Annotated in this window: 15 protein-coding genes and 1 riboswitch; of the genes, 10 read left to right on the top strand and 5 right to left on the bottom strand. The window is 63.1% G+C overall.

Features of this window, described 5'->3' with window-relative positions; all coding sequences use genetic code 11:
• Window positions 1–84: 84 nt before the first annotated feature.
• Window positions 85–723, bottom strand: a complete 639-nt coding sequence (locus BACI9J_RS14545; RefSeq protein WP_089594306.1) for a VOC family protein — start codon at window positions 721–723, stop codon at window positions 85–87.
• A gap of 201 nt (window positions 724–924) precedes the next feature.
• Here BACI9J_RS14545 and BACI9J_RS14540 point away from each other — a divergent pair, with 201 nt between their 5' ends.
• Window positions 925–2,265, top strand: coding sequence for a bifunctional o-acetylhomoserine/o-acetylserine sulfhydrylase (locus BACI9J_RS14540; RefSeq protein WP_268891966.1), 1,341 nt, complete (start codon window positions 925–927; stop codon window positions 2,263–2,265).
• A 162-nt stretch (window positions 2,266–2,427) separates the two neighbouring features.
• Window positions 2,428–2,544: riboswitch (SAM riboswitch) on the top strand.
• Window positions 2,545–2,559: 15 nt separating this feature from the next.
• On the top strand, window positions 2,560–3,681 hold the full coding sequence (metX, locus tag BACI9J_RS14535) for a homoserine O-acetyltransferase MetX (RefSeq protein WP_159734995.1): 1,122 nt from the start codon (window positions 2,560–2,562) through the stop codon (window positions 3,679–3,681).
• Window positions 3,682–3,733: 52 nt separating this feature from the next.
• On the opposite strand, the gene BACI9J_RS14530 is transcribed toward metX, so the two are convergent.
• From BACI9J_RS14530 to BACI9J_RS14520, 3 genes are all read right to left on the bottom strand, one after another.
• On the bottom strand, window positions 3,734–4,195 hold the full coding sequence (locus BACI9J_RS14530; protein ID WP_159734994.1) for a hypothetical protein: 462 nt from the start codon (window positions 4,193–4,195) through the stop codon (window positions 3,734–3,736).
• Between the two features lie 62 nt (window positions 4,196–4,257).
• The gene (locus BACI9J_RS14525; protein WP_159736486.1) at window positions 4,258–5,388 is read right to left on the bottom strand and encodes a winged helix DNA-binding domain-containing protein; all 1,131 of its coding nucleotides are present in this window, start codon (window positions 5,386–5,388) and stop codon (window positions 4,258–4,260) included.
• Between the two features lie 102 nt (window positions 5,389–5,490).
• The gene (locus BACI9J_RS14520) at window positions 5,491–6,333 is read right to left on the bottom strand and encodes an SGNH/GDSL hydrolase family protein (RefSeq protein WP_159734993.1); all 843 of its coding nucleotides are present in this window, start codon (window positions 6,331–6,333) and stop codon (window positions 5,491–5,493) included.
• A 70-nt stretch (window positions 6,334–6,403) separates the two neighbouring features.
• Between BACI9J_RS14520 and BACI9J_RS14515 the strand changes: the two genes are divergently transcribed.
• A complete protein-coding gene (locus tag BACI9J_RS14515) occupies window positions 6,404–7,054 on the top strand; it encodes an alpha/beta hydrolase (RefSeq protein ID WP_159734992.1) in 651 nt (216 codons plus the stop codon).
• A gap of 71 nt (window positions 7,055–7,125) precedes the next feature.
• On the opposite strand, the gene BACI9J_RS14510 is transcribed toward BACI9J_RS14515, so the two are convergent.
• Complete coding sequence (locus tag BACI9J_RS14510; RefSeq protein ID WP_024820256.1) at window positions 7,126–7,353, bottom strand: RNA-binding S4 domain-containing protein; 228 nt, start codon at window positions 7,351–7,353, stop codon at window positions 7,126–7,128.
• A 23-nt stretch (window positions 7,354–7,376) separates the two neighbouring features.
• Here BACI9J_RS14510 and BACI9J_RS14505 point away from each other — a divergent pair, with 23 nt between their 5' ends.
• The 7 genes from BACI9J_RS14505 (at window position 7,377) to dnaG (ending at window position 17,091) form a co-directional block, all read left to right on the top strand.
• Window positions 7,377–8,381 (top strand): DMT family transporter, encoded by a 1,005-nt coding sequence (locus tag BACI9J_RS14505; protein WP_159734991.1) that lies wholly within the window; start codon window positions 7,377–7,379, stop codon window positions 8,379–8,381.
• 113 nt (window positions 8,382–8,494) lie between these two features.
• Window positions 8,495–9,880 (top strand): glycine--tRNA ligase, encoded by a 1,386-nt coding sequence (locus tag BACI9J_RS14500; protein WP_026541472.1) that lies wholly within the window; start codon window positions 8,495–8,497, stop codon window positions 9,878–9,880.
• A gap of 2 nt (window positions 9,881–9,882) precedes the next feature.
• Window positions 9,883–10,845, top strand: a complete 963-nt coding sequence (locus BACI9J_RS14495) for a GNAT family N-acetyltransferase (RefSeq protein WP_159734990.1) — start codon at window positions 9,883–9,885, stop codon at window positions 10,843–10,845.
• A gap of 151 nt (window positions 10,846–10,996) precedes the next feature.
• The gene (locus BACI9J_RS14490; protein ID WP_159734989.1) at window positions 10,997–12,469 is read left to right on the top strand and encodes a YibE/F family protein; all 1,473 of its coding nucleotides are present in this window, start codon (window positions 10,997–10,999) and stop codon (window positions 12,467–12,469) included.
• A gap of 113 nt (window positions 12,470–12,582) precedes the next feature.
• Entirely contained in the window at window positions 12,583–13,764 is a 1,182-nt protein-coding gene (gene dusB, locus BACI9J_RS14485; protein WP_026541475.1) for a tRNA dihydrouridine synthase DusB, read from the top strand.
• Window positions 13,765–13,828: 64 nt separating this feature from the next.
• A complete protein-coding gene (locus tag BACI9J_RS14480) occupies window positions 13,829–15,145 on the top strand; it encodes a deoxyguanosinetriphosphate triphosphohydrolase (RefSeq protein WP_159734988.1) in 1,317 nt (438 codons plus the stop codon).
• Between the two features lie 59 nt (window positions 15,146–15,204).
• The gene (gene dnaG, locus BACI9J_RS14475; RefSeq protein ID WP_159734987.1) at window positions 15,205–17,091 is read left to right on the top strand and encodes a DNA primase; all 1,887 of its coding nucleotides are present in this window, start codon (window positions 15,205–15,207) and stop codon (window positions 17,089–17,091) included.
• Window positions 17,092–17,137 lie beyond the last annotated feature (46 nt).

The raw sequence follows: 17,137 nt of genomic DNA, 5'->3' as shown, positions 1-17,137 counted from the left end.
TCATTGGCACCCGCTGATGGCGGCCGAAGATTAGCCCGGACACGGCTGCTCAGGGTTGGAGCCAGCCCGGATGGATGGAACTTCTCAGATGGTGACAGCTCCGGAAGCGGTTTCGAAAGTTACTGACATGATGCCCGGAGTCCCATGCGGGGCCATCCACTGGACAGCAACATCCTCAAGCGGCTTTTCCACCGGCTCGCCCAACCACTCCGTGACACGTTCAGCCGAGCCCGCAATGGTGAGGCTGGACATCTTGACGTCACTCTCGTAGATCCTGGACGGGTGCAACGACGGGTCGCCTTCCCACTTGAGGAGGTAGGGCACCTGGGGATCGGCGATCAAGCCGAGGATACCAATCTGCTGCCATACCAGTTCGCGGCCGTCGGGGAACTTGCGGTTGCCCGGAACAGCGGAGCGGCCAAGGCGGTCTTCAAACGGGGCGAGGTCGTCAACGGCGACGCACCAGCCCATCCAACCGCCACCGGCAGCCGAGCGTGCACGGACAGCTTGGCCAAAGGGTGCTTTGTCAGAAGCGGGGTGGTCCAGGACCTCCACCACTTCCAGGTACTTGTTATCCGCAAGGGGAATGATCATGTTCCGGGTGCCAAAGCGCGGGTGCACTCCGCCCCGGACAGCGTCCACTCCCAATGCCGCGGAAATTCGTTCGGTAGTGGCCAAAAGGCCATCTCGTTCACAGGCGTAAGAGACGTGATCCATGCGCATGGCTTCATCTTGGCACTTTGTGATCGGGGTCTCAGCTAAGTCAAGCCTAACCAACATGGGATGTGTGCAACTTTCGCTATGGGCGTCATGAAACGACGTTCAGGGACCGAAAGATTCCCCCGACGTCATAAAGCTGTCTTAGTCTCCGGACTCTTCCTAGACTGGCCCCAACCCGGCTGCACCACATTGTCTGCCAAACCCATGCGCCACGAACAGGAGAACTCCATGTCCCAAGGATGGTCTTTCGAAACCCGCCAGATCCACGCAGGGCAGGAGCCTGATTCCGCCACCGGAGCGCGCTCGCTCCCGATTTACCAAACCACGTCTTTCGTGTTCCCCAGCGCCGAGAGCGCTGCCAACCGCTTTGCCCTGGCCGAACTTGCTCCCATCTACACGCGCATCGGCAACCCTACGCAGGACGCCGTGGAGCAACGGGTCGCCAGCCTGGAGGGTGGGCTCGGGGCTCTCCTGCTCAGCTCCGGCCAAGCGGCTGAGACCTTCGCCATCCTGAACATCGCCGAAGCCGGCGATCACATCGTGGCCAGCCCCAGCCTCTACGGCGGAACCTACAACCTGCTGGCGCACACCCTGAAGAAGTTCGGCATCTCTGTCACGTTTGTCCAGGACCCGGACAACCTGGAGCAGTGGCGTGACGCCGTTCAGCCGAACACCAAGTTGTTCTTCGGCGAGGTTGTCTCCAATCCCCGCCAGGACGTGCTGGATATTGAAGGCATCGCACGCACGGCCCACGAGGCAGGCGTGCCCCTGATCGTGGACAACACCCTCTCAACGCCCTACCTCATCCGTCCCATCGAGTGGGGCGCGGACATTGTGGTCCACTCTGCCACCAAGTATCTGGGTGGCCACGGTTCCGCAATTGCAGGCGTGATTGTGGACTCCGGCAACTTCGATTTCGGCAAGGACCCGGAGCGCTTCCCCGGCTTCAACACCCCGGATCCCAGCTACAACGGCCTGGTGTACGCCCGGGACTTGGGCAAGGACGGCGCCCTGGGTGCCAACCTGTCCTACATCCTCAAGGCCCGCGTCCAGCTTCTCCGCGATCTGGGCTCGGCTGTGTCCCCGTTCAATGCCTTCCTCATTGCCCAGGGCCTGGAGACCCTGAGCCTGCGCGTGGAGCGCCATGTTGCCAACGCCACCAAGGTGGCTGAGTGGCTTGAAGCCCACGACGACGTCGAGTCGGTGGCCTATGCGGGCCTGCCGTCCAGCCCTTGGTACGACCGCGGGCGGAAGTACGGCCCCAAGGGTACGGGCGCAATCGTTGCTTTCAACATCAAGGGCGGCGTGGAAGCGGGCAAGCGGTTCGTGGACGGACTGGAGTTGCACTCGCATGTTGCCAACATCGGTGACGTCCGTTCGCTGGTCATCCACCCGGCGTCCACCACCCACAGCCAGTTGACGGCGGAACAGCAGATCATTGCCGGCGTCAACCCCGGCTTGGTGCGCTTGTCCGTCGGAATCGAACACGTGGATGACATCATCGCGGACCTTGAGGCCGGCTTCCGGGCCGCCAAGGGCGCCTGATCCCTCGCGTTAATGCACTGACCTGACTGCCGCCCGCGCCGACGATTATTCGCCGGGCGGCAGTTAAGGGTGCTCGTTTGTGAACGAAGAGCCCCAAAACCGTCACAGTGTTGTCACATTCTTCGCCATAACCACCCTGTGTTTCCTAGACTCTTCGTATTAGGTCATGAGTGCCAGCACACAGCCCCGGCTTGCTGGCCGGCAACCCTCCTCCGCGGTGGGGTGCCCCGGGTGAAGACCTGGCCTGTTCGCACGCAAGGCGACGGGCAAGCGCGAGGTTAAGGTGTCAAAGGAATGACCATTACTGCTACAGCCCTTCCAAAATCCGGAGAAGAAGACGGAACCGTCAAGTACGCCGGCATCGGGCCGCTGGAACTTGAAGCCGGTGGTTTCCTTCCCGACGTCGTCCTTGCTTACGAGACCTGGGGGCAGCTGAACGCCGATGCCTCCAATGCTGTGCTCATCCAGCATGCGCTCACGGGCAGCACGCATGTAGCCCGCGGAGCCACGGACGAAGAAGGTTGGTGGGAGCAGCTGGTTGGGCCAGGTGCCACGATCGACACCAATAGGTTCTTCGTCATCTCCATCAACATAGTGGGCGGTTGTTACGGCAGCACCGGCCCGTCATCACAAGCACCGGACGGACGTCCCTGGGGCTCGCGGTTCCCGTTGGTCACCCTTCGCGACAGCACGGAAGCCGAGTCCCGCCTCGCCGATGCCCTGGGAATCGATGCCTGGCACGCTGTATTGGGCGGATCCATGGGCGGCGCGCGCGCCCTTGAATGGGCGGTGACATTCCCCAACAGGGTCAAGCGCTGCGCCGTCATTTCGGTGGGCGCCTACAGCACAGCCGAGCAGATTGCCTTTGCCCAGGCCCAAACCCTGGCCATCAGGCAGGATCCGAATTTCAACAACGGAGACTACTACGGCGGTTCCGCGCCGGAGCACGGCCTGGCATTGGCCCGGCGCATCGCCCACATCACGTACCGCTCGGCATTGGAACTGGACTTTCGCTTTGGCCGGCAAGCCCAACATCAGGAAACTCCCCTCGCCGCCGCCGTCTTGGGGGAGCGCGGACGCTACCAAGTGGAAAGCTATCTGGACCACCAGGGCACCAAACTGGTCCGACGCTTTGATGCCAACAGCTACATCGCCATCACTGAAGCCCTGATGTCCCACGACATCGCCAGGGGGCGCGGCTCGCTGGAACAGGCATTGTCCGGCACCACGGCCGAATTTTTCGTGGCGGCAGTGGACAGCGACAGGCTCTACTTCCCGACCCAGTCACGGGAACTCGCCGCTGCGCTCCCTGGAGAAGTGCCGGTTCACGTCATTGAGGCACCAATCGGACATGATGGCTTCCTCACAGAAATCGGCCAGCTCTCAGCGCAGCTCCGCGAAGCCTTTTTCGCCTAAACTCCCGAACTGCCAACCTGGTCAAACGCACGGCAGGTCAGGTGCAGGCAGTTCAGCCATTCATGATCTCGCCGCGCTGCCGCATGTAATCCTCCATGGCGATCTCGCCGTTGCTGAACTTCGCGTCCAGCTCTGCCAGCTTGCGCGCCCGGTAGCCCTGCGGCTCCGAACCGCCCGCTGAGGGGAAGGGGCTGGGCGAGGAAGGGCTCGACGGCGGCCCGGACTGCGGGGCGTCGGTTGCGCGGCGGATGGTGGTGGGCTCCGGCGGGTATCCCGGGTACTGCTGCTGTGGGTAGCCCTGTCCGGGGAACTGCTGCGGTGGGTAGCCCTGCGAAGCGTCATACGGTCCCGGGTACTGTTGCGGATACCCGGGGCCGGGCAGATTCTGTTGCGGATAGCCGGGGCCGGGGAAGTTCCCGTTCTGGATCCGACGCGCCCTGGAGCGGTTGTACATGCGGATTCCGAGGGGAATCAGCCACGAGCAGACGATGATCCAGAAGATCAGATTGTTCACAGTGCAGGCCTCCTAGGTCTTATCCCAGCTTAGTCCTGCCGGCATGGGCCGGTCCCGTCACGTCACAGCAGCGTGGTCTCCATGCCCAGGAACCGGCCGTAGCGTTCCACCTCCCTTTGCAGGGCGCCCTGTTCTGCCGCAGTTGCCGGACGGTTCATTCGGACATCCAGTTGGCAGGCTCCGCCGGAGAATCCGTGCCGCCACCATCCGGCCAGGCGTCCGTCCAGCAAGACCACGTGCATAGGTCCGTTGTCCTCGGGGAAGTATGGCGCTACGCCGCCGAGGAAGTGCCGGGACTGTGAGTAGCCCATCACGTATTCGTCGTAGCACTGGATGAGGTCGACGCGGGGGAGCGCAGGGTCCTTAACCGCCAGAGGGTGTTCGTTGGCCAGAGACTCAACCTCCTCGGCAGCCAGATGATACTGAATCCCTTCAAGCTCAATGGTGCCCAGGCTGCCGGGAGAAATGTCCTGGGCTACCTGTATTCCGCGCTTTACATCTTTCATGGTCAGTCCGGACCATGCCGCGCAGTCCTTGACCGTTGCGGGGCCACGGCTGCTGAAGTAGCGGAGCGTCAACTGTCCAAGGGAATAGTCGCGGATCTCAGGGGTTGGCGGCGTGGGAGTCGAGCCCGGAACGCGTTCCTCGAAGAGGGCGTACGTCTGCTTCAAAGCACCGCCTGAGGACCGGACGGGGGACCCGCTGACCAGGACGCGGCTGATTTCGGCATGCATGAGGTGGTAGACGAAGCCAAGGCCTTTGCTGGGAAAACCGGCCTGTCCCAGGACTTCGGCGAGTTCCTCGCGCGTCTTGTGGGCCCCGCCCGCCACGGCAGTAGCCAGGATGTGGCCACTTCTGGCGGCGGCGTCCTCATCCACACCTGTTTGGCGGTACATGCCTTTGTTGCCCTGATGGAGGCGATCTGCGGACAATCCCATCAACCAGCCGAGATCGTCCCGGTGCACAAAGTGCCACGTGGGCCGGAGGATATGGGTCCGCAAAATAATCCCGTCAGCTACGTCCCGCTCAACGTCTGAGGCCGTGACAATCGGTGAATCGTTGGCGGAGCTTCTCTGTGCGAGCGTCCACCTCGCGTAAGGGAACTCCTGTGACTGGACTGCCAGGAGGTTGCGGACTGCATCCGGCGGACTTCCTGCGTGGGGAGGCCGCAACTGTTGCCGCCGGAGTCGCATCCGGCGGATGCTCTCCGTTGGCAGCGAGCTGTCAGCTGTCGCGGGGGAATTCACAGTGCAGGTTCATGACAGCGGAGGTAATTCACAGGGCGGCCGGTCACTTCAGCGGCGAGGCAGCATGGTGCCGGTGGAGCCGAAGACGGGTCCCGGCGTCGGGCGTTTTGGCGTGATGCCGTCGCCGGAGGATTGGTGACGAAGCCGGCGGATCACCCACGGCACAAAGTACTCGCGGGCCCACACGAGGTCCGACGACCTCGCCTCACGCCAGGTGCGTGGCGGCAGGGACTTGGGCATCAGGGGTTCAAGCGTGTGCTGGACGTTCAATGCATCAAGGACCATCATGGCGATGGTGTGGTGGCCCAGCGGCGAGAAATGCAACCGGTCGGCATCCCACATTTGCGTGTCCGCGAGCTGCCGCAAGGACCACATGTCCGCGATGATGGCGTCGTGGCGTGCAGCCACCGTACGGAGGTTCTCGTTGTAAATGGCCACCTTGCCGCGGATGCGCCCCAAGACAGATGATGCCGTATCCGGACCGTTGAAAAGCACCACGGTAGCGCCGTCGGAGCTTAACTCAGCAACGGCGGCGTCAAGCTTTTCGGCCAACAAATCGGGGTCGCCGCCAGGTCGGATGAGGTCATTGCCGCCGGCTGAAATGGACACGAGGTCCGGCTGCAGTTCCAAGCAGGGGCCGATTTGTTCATCCATGATCTGCTGCAGCAGCCTGCCCCGGATGGCCAGATTGGCATAAGCGAAGTCTTCCAGGCCACGGCCCAGCTCCTCTGCAACGCGGTCAGCCCAACCACGGTTGCCGCCCGGGTTCCGGGGCTCGGGGTCTCCGATGCCCTCGGTGAAGGAGTCACCCAGTGCCACATAACGGGTCCACGGGTGCTTTTGAACGGCCTCGCCCGGCTTCAGTAAACGGTTGTTCTCACTCACGTTCATATCCTGCACCGTGACGACGACCCTACGCCACCGTAGGTTGTTACTTGTGGGTAACTGCAAGAATGGAGCCATGACTGAAGCACCCAACTTTCCAGCCCCCGTTGTTCTGTGGTCCCATGACGAAGCCGAGCGCGCGGGCAAGCCCCTCCTGGTCCTGCTGCACGGATACGGCTCCAACGAGGACGATCTCTTCAGCCTGGCCGGGTTGCTTCCCGACTCCTTTGTGGTGGCCGCCCTTCGGGCGCCCATGGCCATGGGACCCGGCTTCACGTGGTTCCCCCTGACTGCGTCCATCGACTACTCACTGGAAGCTGTGAAGCACGCGGCCGAGTACGCCCTTGAATGGCTGGACACGGTCAAAGCGAACCACTCATCGGTGACTTTGCTGGGCTTCTCCATGGGCATGGCCATGGCCACCACCATGCTCCGCTACCGTCCCGCGGACTTCGCCGCCGTCGTCGGGCTTTCAGGCTTTGTGATCGACGCCGGCGCTGACGCAGCCTTCCGGGATGACGAACTGGACGGTTCGTTGCCGTTGTTCTGGGGCCGTGACCAGCAGGATCCCGTCATCACCCAGGACAAGATCGAATACACCATGGGCTGGGTGCGTCAGCACGTTGACCTCACCAAGGTGCTCTACACAGGGATGTGGCACGGCATCAACCAGCAGGAGATCGGACACGTGGGCGAATTCCTCACCCACAAAGTCCTGACTCCCTAGTAAAAGCAACGCGGGGTCACTTTGGCACCCTTAATCGCCCGATAGGGGGCCATAAGTGACCCCGCGTTGTTTCAGGCGGCGATGATCCGGACCGTCTGACCGTTGACGGTGACGGTATCTCCGACGTGGAGCTGGCGTCCGCGGCGATCGTCAATTTCGTTGTTGACTTTAACCAGGCCGTTCTTGATGAGCTCCGTGGCTTCAACGCCGTCCTCCACCAGGTTGGCGAGCTTCAACAGCTGGCCCAGGCGGATCATGTCGTCGCGGATGGGGATCTCTTCAATTTCGGGGTTGCTCATACAGCAATGATGCCTGAAGTAGTGTGGTGACGGTGCCGCAGCTTTCTCCCCGTCCCGCCCTTCCGCTGGTCATTGGCCTCCCTATTGCCGTAGCCACCGGCTTGGTCATCCCGCTTCAAGCCAGGATCAACGGGGCCCTGGGTGCAAAACTGGACGACGGCATCGCCGCTTCTGTGGTGAGCTTCACCACAGGGCTGTTTGTCATTACCGCAATCTCTCTTGCCACGCCCAGGGGAAGGGCCGGCCTGCAACGCATTCTTCCTGCCGTCCGGAACCGCAGTTTCCCGCGTTTCTATGTGATGGCCGGTGCCATCGGCGCGTTGTTCGTCTTTGCCCAGTCGTTCACGGTGGCACTGCTGGGTGTCGCGTTGTTCACGGTCGCGGCCGTCACCGGACAAACGCTCAGTGGCCTACTGGTGGACCGCATGGGCATCGGCCCCGGCGGGAAACGCGCCATTACCGGAGTGCGGGTCCTGGGCAGTGTCCTCACCGTTGCCGCCGTAGCTTGGGCTGTCTCGCCGCGGTTCGGTGGCGACGCCGACGTCGCCTCGCTCGTCCTGCCCGTTCTCTTGCCGCTGGCCGCCGGCTTCTTCATGAGCTTCCAGCAGGCCATGAACGGGACGGCAACAGTGCACTACGGAACGCCGATCGCAGCTACTCTGGTGAACTTCATTGCCGGGTCAGTCATCCTTTGGACTGCATGGATCATCAAGCTGGCTGTTGCCGGGCCGGGAAATCCGCTGCCCGGCGAGTGGTGGTACTACCTCGGTGGCCCCATGGGCTGCCTCTTCATTGGCTTGGCGGCCCTGCTGGTCCGCAGCCTGGGGGTCCTGATCACCGGTTTGGGCATGATCGCCGGGCAGTTGGTGGGATCGCTGGTGCTCGACGTCGTGATCCCCAGCCCCGGGGCGGTGGTCGCCTTGCCCACCGTGCTGGGTACGGTCCTGACGCTCGCCGCGATCATCGTGGCCACGCTGCCCTGGCCCAAGGGCGCTTTCGCACGAAGAGTCCCTTCCAAAGGCCGGTAGGGTAGGAATCAACAAACTTTCCCCCAGTATCCCCGCCGGACACCCTCGTCCGGATTCGGGGCTAACCACCGCGGACCGCACCCAGCGGCCCTGTAGAACAAATGGAGTTACCCATGGCAGCAAAATCCGTCCTTGACCAGGTCATTTCCCTCTCCAAGCGGAGGGGCTTTGTCTTCCAGGCCGGTGAAATCTATGGTGGCTCCCGTTCGGCGTGGGACTACGGTCCCCTCGGTGCTGAGCTGAAGGAAAACATCAAGCGCCAGTGGTGGCAGAGCATGGTCCGTGGCCGCGAGGACGTTGTGGGCCTGGATTCCTCGGTCATCCTTCCCCGCCAGGTATGGGAAGCATCCGGTCACGTGGAGGTCTTCTCCGACCCCCTGGTTGAGTGCCTTTCCTGCCACAAGCGCTACCGTGCCGACCACCTCGAAGAAGAGTACGAGGAAAAGAAGGGCCGCCCGGCAGAAAACGGCCTGGCGGACATTGTCTGCGCAAACTGCGGTACCCGCGGCCAGTGGACCGAGCCCCAGGAATTCTCCGGCCTGCTCAAGACCTTCCTCGGCCCCGTGGCCAGCGAGGAAGGCATGCACTACCTGCGTCCGGAAACCGCCCAGGGCATTTTTGTGAACTTCAACAACGTCCTCACCACGTCCCGGAAGAAGCCCCCGTTCGGCATTGGCCAGATCGGTAAGTCCTTCCGCAACGAAATCACGCCGGGCAACTTCATTTTCCGTACCCGGGAATTCGAGCAGATGGAGATGGAATTCTTCGTCGAGCCCGGCACGGATGAAGAGTGGCACCAGTACTGGATGAAGGAACGCATGTCCTGGTACACGGACCTGGGCATCCGTGAGGACAATCTCCGCTTCTTCGAGCACCCGCTGGAGAAGCTCAGCCACTACTCCAAGGGCACCACGGACATCGAGTACCGCTTCGGTTTCCAGGGCTCCGAGTGGGGCGAGCTCGAGGGCATCGCCAACCGCACGGACTTCGATCTTTCCACCCACGCCAAGGCTTCCGGCACGGACCTGAGCTACTTCAACCAGGCCACCAACGAGCGCTACACACCGTTCGTGATCGAGCCCGCCGCCGGCCTGACCCGCTCCTTCATGGCCTTCCTGATTGACGCGTACACCGAGGACGAGGCACCCAACGCCAAGGGCGGCGTCGATGTCCGCACTGTGCTGAAGCTGGACCCGCGCCTTGCCCCGGTCAAGGCCGCCGTTCTGCCGCTGAGCCGCAACGAGGACCTCTCCCCGAAAGCCAAGGCACTGGGCGCACAGCTGCGCAAGAACTGGAACATCGACTTCGACGACGCCGGTGCCATCGGCCGCCGCTACCGTCGCCAGGACGAGATCGGTACCCCGTTCTGCATCACAGTGGACTTCGATACCTTGGAAGACCAGGCCGTGACCATTCGCGAGCGCGACACCATGAGCCAGGAACGCGTGTCCCTGGACAAGGTTGAGGGCTACCTGGCAGCACGCCTGATCGGCGCCTAGCCGTGGCTTTGGATTACCGCGAATGGAAAGAGGGCGACGACCTCGCCCTGCTGGAAATCTGGGGCGGCCCGGAAACCCTGCCTGCGGAGCAGTTCCGTGCAGCGTTGGCGCCCTCCAGCAACCAGCCGTGGCGGCGCTGCATCGTGGCCGAGGACGTTGTGGACGGTGTACGGATTCCGGTCGCTGCCGGTGTGGTCCATGAGGCGTCGCTGCACCCGGAACGTCTCTGGGCGTACGTGGAGGTTGCCAAGGATCACCGCCGTGAAGGCGTGGGAGCTACCCTGCTGACCATGCTGCGCCGCGAAGCCGGCAACTCGCCGTCGGGCGTTTCGAAGCTGCGAAGCAAAGTGGAGCCGGATACTGCCGGTGCGGCCTTTGCTGCGGCGGCTGGACTTTCCCCCATTCAGCGTTCCCAGCTGGTGGTGGTGAAGCCGGAACCGCTGTCCTTGCCGCGCTTCGGCGACGGTTCCGAGGAAGCCGCTTCCGAGCGCGTGGAGGACCTGGCTACCGGTTCGGTGGAGCTGAGCGAGGTGGTGGGCAACTACTACACGCATGTCCACCACTGGGACAGCCCGGGTGAACTCAGCATTGCCACGGTGCAGCGTTTGTTCCTGCATGACCTGACGGGCGCCCACGGGGCGATTGTCCTGCGTGCACCCAAAGAGAGTGCTTTCGGCCAAGGAGTTCCGGCCAGCCGCAAGGGCAAGATTCAGGCCTTTGCCATCAGCTACGCCCAAGGCGGCTCCGACGAACCTTCGGACGTCTTCCTGGGACACGATCCCCGGCTCTCCGCCGAGGAAGCAGCTTTCGCTGTGCGGGACCTCTTGGCGCTCATTGCGTATCAGCACCCCGTGCTGCTGGAAGTTGATGAATCCATGACCGCACTGCGCACGGTTCTTGATCCGTTGTTGGAATCGGGGAAAGCCCACGTGCAGGGTGCAGACACCTTGATCGTCAGCGACTAACCGGATTTTCTGCGCAGGATCCCGGGCTGCCCGCATCATGCGGGCAGCCCGGGATCTTTCGCTTTTAACACGGGATCTTTCGCTTTAACCGGCCGGAATCTGCTGCGGCCGTGGTCCCGCGTAGGGTTAAGGTCATGAGGTTTTGCTGCTGATGGGCCACGGTCACTCCCACGGTCATTCTGAAAATTCCGAGCCAACTGCGCAGGCTCTGGCGTCGCGGAAAAGGGCCAACTGGATTCTCGCTGCCATTCTTGTCCCTGTGGGCGTCCTGACGCTCGTGGCCATGATGGTCATGTGGCCCTCCGGCAGCCGCGAGGGCATCACGTTCTCCAGTCCTTACCAAGCTGCCCCGGGGGTGACGTTCGATACCGGCCGGATCCAGAGCGTGGTGGTGGAAAACTGCACGCAGACGGGCCAAAACGGCACTGGCCAAAACAGCACCGGCCAGAACAGCCAATCGGGCGGATCCCAGTGCACCTTTGCTTTTACGGAACCGGATAAGGGCGGTGACGTGGTCAAGGTTGTCATCAACCCCGACGTCGCCATGTCCCACGGCGTGGATGTGGGGGACTCCATCAGGTATCTCAACCTCTCTGCCGTCCAGGGAACCAACGCGGGAAGTGGCGCGCCGGCCTACGTTTTTGTGGACTTCGTCCGCAGCATTCCCATAGCCCTCTTGGCTGTCCTGTACGCGGCGGTTGTCATCGCCGTGGCCCGTTGGCGAGGTTTCCGGGCTCTCCTTGGCCTGGTGGGCGCGTACTTTGTGCTGGTCAGCTTCATTTTGCCGGGTTTGGTGGAGGGCAAGCCGCCTCTCCTGCTGGCTTTGGTGGGGTCCACGGTGATCATGATCGGGGTCCTGTACTTCGCGCATGGCTTCTCGGCGCGAACATCCACGGCTTTGTTGGGCACCATTTTTGGGCTCAGTATCACCGCACTGTTGGCGGCGTGGGCTACGGACGCCGCCAATCTGGCTGGTGTGGGCAACCATGACGCCTCAACGCTGGTGAACATGTCACCGCAGATCTCCATCTCCGGGATCATCCTCTGCGGCCTCATCATCTCCGGTCTGGGCGTCCTCAACGACGTCACCATCACGCAGTCCTCCGCGGTGTGGGAACTCTACGAACTGGCACCCCACACCAGCGCCCGCAAGCTGTTCTCCTCGGCAATGAGGATCGGCCGGGACCACATCGCTTCCACCGTCTACACCATTGCTTTTGCCTACGCCGGCGCAGCACTTCCGATCCTCATCATCGTGATGCTCTACGATCGCCCACTTGCCGAAGCCCTGACAAGCGCGGAATTGTCCGAGGAAGTCATCCGCACACTGGTGGGGTCAATTGGCCTGGTCCTTGCCATTCCGGTGACAACGCTCATTGCCGTCCTGGTGGTGAAGGCCACCGGAATGAAGCGCCTCGCAGCGGCGGGCGGGCCCACCGTAACCGCGGATGAGCTTAAGGACACCGGTTCGCTGGCCGCAGCTGCCGCCGTCGTGGGTTCCGGTATGCAAGATGAGCACGACGCCGGTGCCCGCCTTGACGCTCCCGGCAGTCCCGCACGCCCGGGTAGCCGGCGGGCCCAGCGCGAAGCGGAGCGGCGCGGAGGCACCGGCGACGCCACGTAAGCCCAAGCCCGCTCTTGTTCGCCACGCCCGCTGTACTGCGCGCACCTGAGCGGAACAAGTGCGGGATTCTGTAGGCTGTCGGCCGATTTGCCCGGATTTGCAACAATGGATAGGTGACTGTTGTAGCAACGCCCCCCGCACCAAAGCTTGAGCTGCCGCCATTGAAGCTGGGCGGGATCACCGTGGACACCCCCGTGATCCTTGCCCCCATGGCCGGCATCACCAACTCGGCCTTCCGCAGGCTCTGCCGTGAATACGGCGGCGGCATGTACGTCGCTGAGATGGTCACCTCCCGTGCCCTGGTGGAGCGGACCCCGGAATCATTACGCATCATCTCCCACGATGAGGACGAGAAAGTCCGTTCGGTGCAGCTCTACGGCGTGGATCCGGTGACCGTGGGTGCCGCCGTGCGCATGCTCGTGGAAGAAGACCGGGCCGATCACATTGACCTCAACTTCGGCTGCCCTGTGCCCAAGGTCACCCGGCGCGGTGGCGGCTCGGCGCTGCCGTGGAAGATCGATCTCTTCACCTCAATCGTCAATACAGCAGTCAAGGAAGCCTCCAAGGGCGGCATCCCGCTGACCATCAAAATGCGCAAAGGCATCGACGAGGACCACCTGACGTACCTCGACGCCGGCCGGATTGCCCGCGACGCAGGTGTGGCCGCCGTGGCCCTTCATGGACGGACCGCCGCGCAGTTCTACTCCGGTCAGGCCGATTGGTCCGCAATCGCCCGCCTGCGTGAAGCCCTGCCGGATATCCCGGTTCTGGGCAACGGCGATATTTGGTCGGCCGAGGACGCAGTCCGCATGGTTCGGGAAACCGGTGTGGACGGTGTGGTGGTGGGCCGTGGTTGCCAGGGGCGCCCCTGGCTGTTCGGAGACCTCCAGGCAGCTTTCGAGGGCAGCGACCAGCGGCACCGTCCCGGACTCCGGGAAGTTGCCGAGGGCGTGTACCGTCACGCGGAGCTGATGGTGGAGACCTTCGGCAACGACGAATACAAGGCGCTTCGCGAAATCCGCAAGCACATGGCCTGGTACTTCAAGGGCTATGTTGTGGGTGGCGAACTCCGCGCCAAGCTGGCCACCGTGCCCACCCTTGAGGTGCTGCGCGAATACCTTGATGAACTGGACATGGACTCGCCCTACCCGGGCGTCGACTCCGAGGGCCCGCGCGGCCGCGCAGGCTCGCCCAAGAAGCCGGCCCTGCCCAAGGACTGGTTGGTGAGCCGTCAGTTGAACGCCGAACAGAGCGCGGATATCTCAGCCGCGGAGCTGGACGTTTCGGGCGGCTAGCCTCACACGTGTAAGACTGGCTCAAGAAGCTCCACACCCCGGCGCTTGAAGGAGGCAGATACTCATGGGAACCGAAGCGATACTTGGCCACGACGGGACGGCCCACGATTTTGTGCTGGCCATCCCCGGTTACGCCGAGGCAGATTCCGCGCGGTGGGTTGAAGAGCCGCGCAAAAGCAACTATCGCTCCGATTTTGAACGGGATCGTGCCAGGGTCCTGCATTCGTCGGCACTGCGCAGGCTCGGTGCCAAAACGCAGGTAGTTGCCCCGGACACGGACGACTTTGTCCGGACCCGGCTCACCCACAGCCTGGAAGTGGCACAGGTGGGCCGTGAGCTGGGCCGCTCCTTGGGCTGTGACCCGGACGTCGTGGATACTGCATGCCTGAGCCACGATCTGGGGCATCCGCCTTTCGGTCACAACGGCGAGTCCGCGCTGAACGAAGTTGCGCACACCATTGGCGGCTTCGAAGGCAACGCCCAGACCCTGCGGCTGCTGACCAGGCTGGAACCCAAAGTGCTCGCCGAGGACGGCAGGCCGGCAGGACTCAACCTGACCCGCGCCAGCCTGGACGCTGCCTCCAAATACCCGTGGTCCGCCGTCGACGCCCCGGTCATCCATGGTCACCGCACCAGCAAGTTCGGCGCCTACGAAGATGATCTTCCGGTATTCGAGTGGCTCCGTGAAGGCGCCCCGGGCAACCGTTCCTGCATCGAGGCCCAAGTGATGGACCTTGCCGACGATATTTCGTACTCGGTCCACGACGTTGAGGATGCGATCGTCGCCGGCCATTTCCAGCTCAAATGGATGGACAACCCGGACCACCGGGCGCGCGTGGTGGGCTACACCAAGCAGTGGTACTTGCCGCACAATGATCCCGCTGAAATCGATGCTGCCCTGGCCCGCTTGGAGGCCACCAAAGTGTGGGTCCGCGAAGCTGACGGCAGCCGGAAATCCATGGCCGCCCTGAAGGACATGACCAGCCAGTTGATCGGCCGCTTCTGCCAGAGCGCCATGGAGACAACACGTGCCCATTTCGGACCGGCAAACCTGACCAGGTACGACGCCGAACTTATGGTCCCCGAGGACACCGTCACTGAGATCGCGGTCCTCAAGGGTCTGGCCACCACCTTTGTCATCTCCACTGATCACCGCCAACCGGTGTACGAACGCCAACGCGAAGTGCTTCATGCATTGGTGGGCGTTTTGAACGCTACCGGTGACCGCCACCTGGAGCCGATGTTCGCCGCGGACTGGCGGGACGCCGTCGACGACGGCGCGCGGCTGCGCGTAGTGATCGACCAAGTTGCCTCGCTGACGGACGTCTCCGCACTGGCCATGTATGAGCGGCTCGTGGGCAGCCTTCCCTCGCTCTGGTAGCCCTCGGACCGCTCGCGTTAACGGCGGGGACTTCCGGGGCAAGCGACTAGGATGGTGACGTGGCTGGCCTGATCAAACGTGAAGATATTGACGAAGTACGCCAGCGCACGGATATCAAGGAAGTCGTTGACGGCTACGTCACACTCAAGGGCGCCGGGCTGGGCAGTTTCAAGGGACTTTGCCCCTTCCACGATGAACGCTCACCCTCCTTCACTGTTCGCCCGCAAGTGGGCAGATACCACTGCTTCGGTTGCGGCGAAGACGGGGACGCCATCTCCTTTGTCCAGAAAATGGACCATAGCTCGTTCCACGAGGCCGCTGAAAAACTGGCGGCCAGGATCGGCTACGAGCTGCGCTACGAGGACGGAGGGACCGGTCCCAGCCGCGAAGAAGTGGGTAAGCGCCAGCGCTTGCTGGACGCGCACAAGATCGCCGATGAGTTCTTCCGAGCCCAGCTGCTGACACCCGGAGCGGCAGAAGGGCGCAACTTCCTGGACGGCCGCGGTTTCGACCGCGCCGCCGCCGAACACTTCGGCGTGGGATACGCGCCCCAAGGCTGGGACGCCCTGTTGAAGCACCTCCGCGGACGCGGGTTCACCGATGCTGAGTTGAAGCTCACAGGGATGTTCTCCGAAGGAAACCGGGGGATCTATGATCGCTTCCGCGGCAGGCTCATCTGGCCCATCAGGGACATCGCGGGGGACACCATCGGCTTTGGTGCCCGCAAACTCTTTGAAGAGGACCAAGGCCCCAAATACCTGAATACCCCTGAAACCACCCTTTACAAAAAATCCCAGGTCCTTTACGGGATCGACATCGCCAAGAGGAACATCGCCAAAGAGCGGCAACTGGTGGTGGTTGAGGGATACACGGACGTCATGGCGTGTCACCTCGCCGGGGTCACGACGGCGGTGGCCACGTGCGGTACTGCCTTCGGTACCGAGCACATCAAGGTAGCCCGGCGGCTGCTCTCGGACGACGGCAGCGGGGGAGAAGTCATCTTCACCTTCGACGGCGATGCCGCCGGCCAGAAAGCTGCCCTACGGGCTTTTGAGGAAGACCAGCGCTTCACCGCCCAGACCTACGTGGCAGTGGAACCTTCCGGAGCGGATCCCTGTGATCTTCGCCAGCTCAAGGGTGATGCTGCCGTGCGCGAACTCATCAGCACCCGCAAGCCGCTGTTCGAGTTTGCCATCCGGGCCACGCTCCGGCGGCACAACCTGGACACCGTGGAAGGCCGTGTGGCTGCCCTCCGCGAAGCTGCTCCTGTGGTGGCGCAGATCAGGGATTCGGCTACCCGACCCGGCTACACGCGCAACTTGGCCGGTTGGTTGGGAATGCCCATCGAGGAAGTCAGCGGTTATGTGGGGGCAGCTGCCAAGCGAGCCGCTTCCGGCGGCGGCGCGGCCGGCGCCCCGGGTCCGGCAACGACGACGGCGGCAGCACCGGCGTCGAGCGGTCCCGTCTTTCAGCGCCCCGACCCACGGGACCCCGTAGCCGCCATGGAACGGCAGGCCCTGGAAGTGGTCCTCCAGGAGCCGGGCGTGCTGGGTGGGGGAGCCTGGGAGCGTTTCGAAGCCTCGCGTTTTACTACTCCCGCCTACGCGGCCGTTCACACTGCCGTGCGGGCTGCCGGCCTGGCCCACTCGGAGGACCCTGTGGCCTGGGTGGAGCAGGTCCGCCAGGAAGTCCCCGAGCCTTTGAGACCCCTGGTCTCGGAGTTGGCGGTGACGCCGCTGCCGGCGAGCACTGCCGAAGCCATGCAACGGTACTGCCGTGACATCCTGGCCCGTCTCTTCGAATTGCAGATCACCAGGATCAAAGCAGACAAGATGGGACAGTTGCAGCGGTTGGACGCAGGTGCCAACCCCGAAGAGTTCCAACGGCTGAACCGGGAGCTGATGCAGCTCGAAATGGAGCGCAGGGCGCTGCGTTCGGACGGCTAAAGGGCCGATTTCGTTTTCCGGCAGGCCCCTGTTAAGCTAGTAACCG

This window comes from Arthrobacter sp. 9V, from assembly GCF_902506065.1.
Lineage (GTDB): Bacteria > Actinomycetota > Actinomycetes > Actinomycetales > Micrococcaceae > Arthrobacter.
Note: the sequence above shows the minus strand (reverse complement) of the source record. Positions and strands in the feature narration are given on the sequence as shown.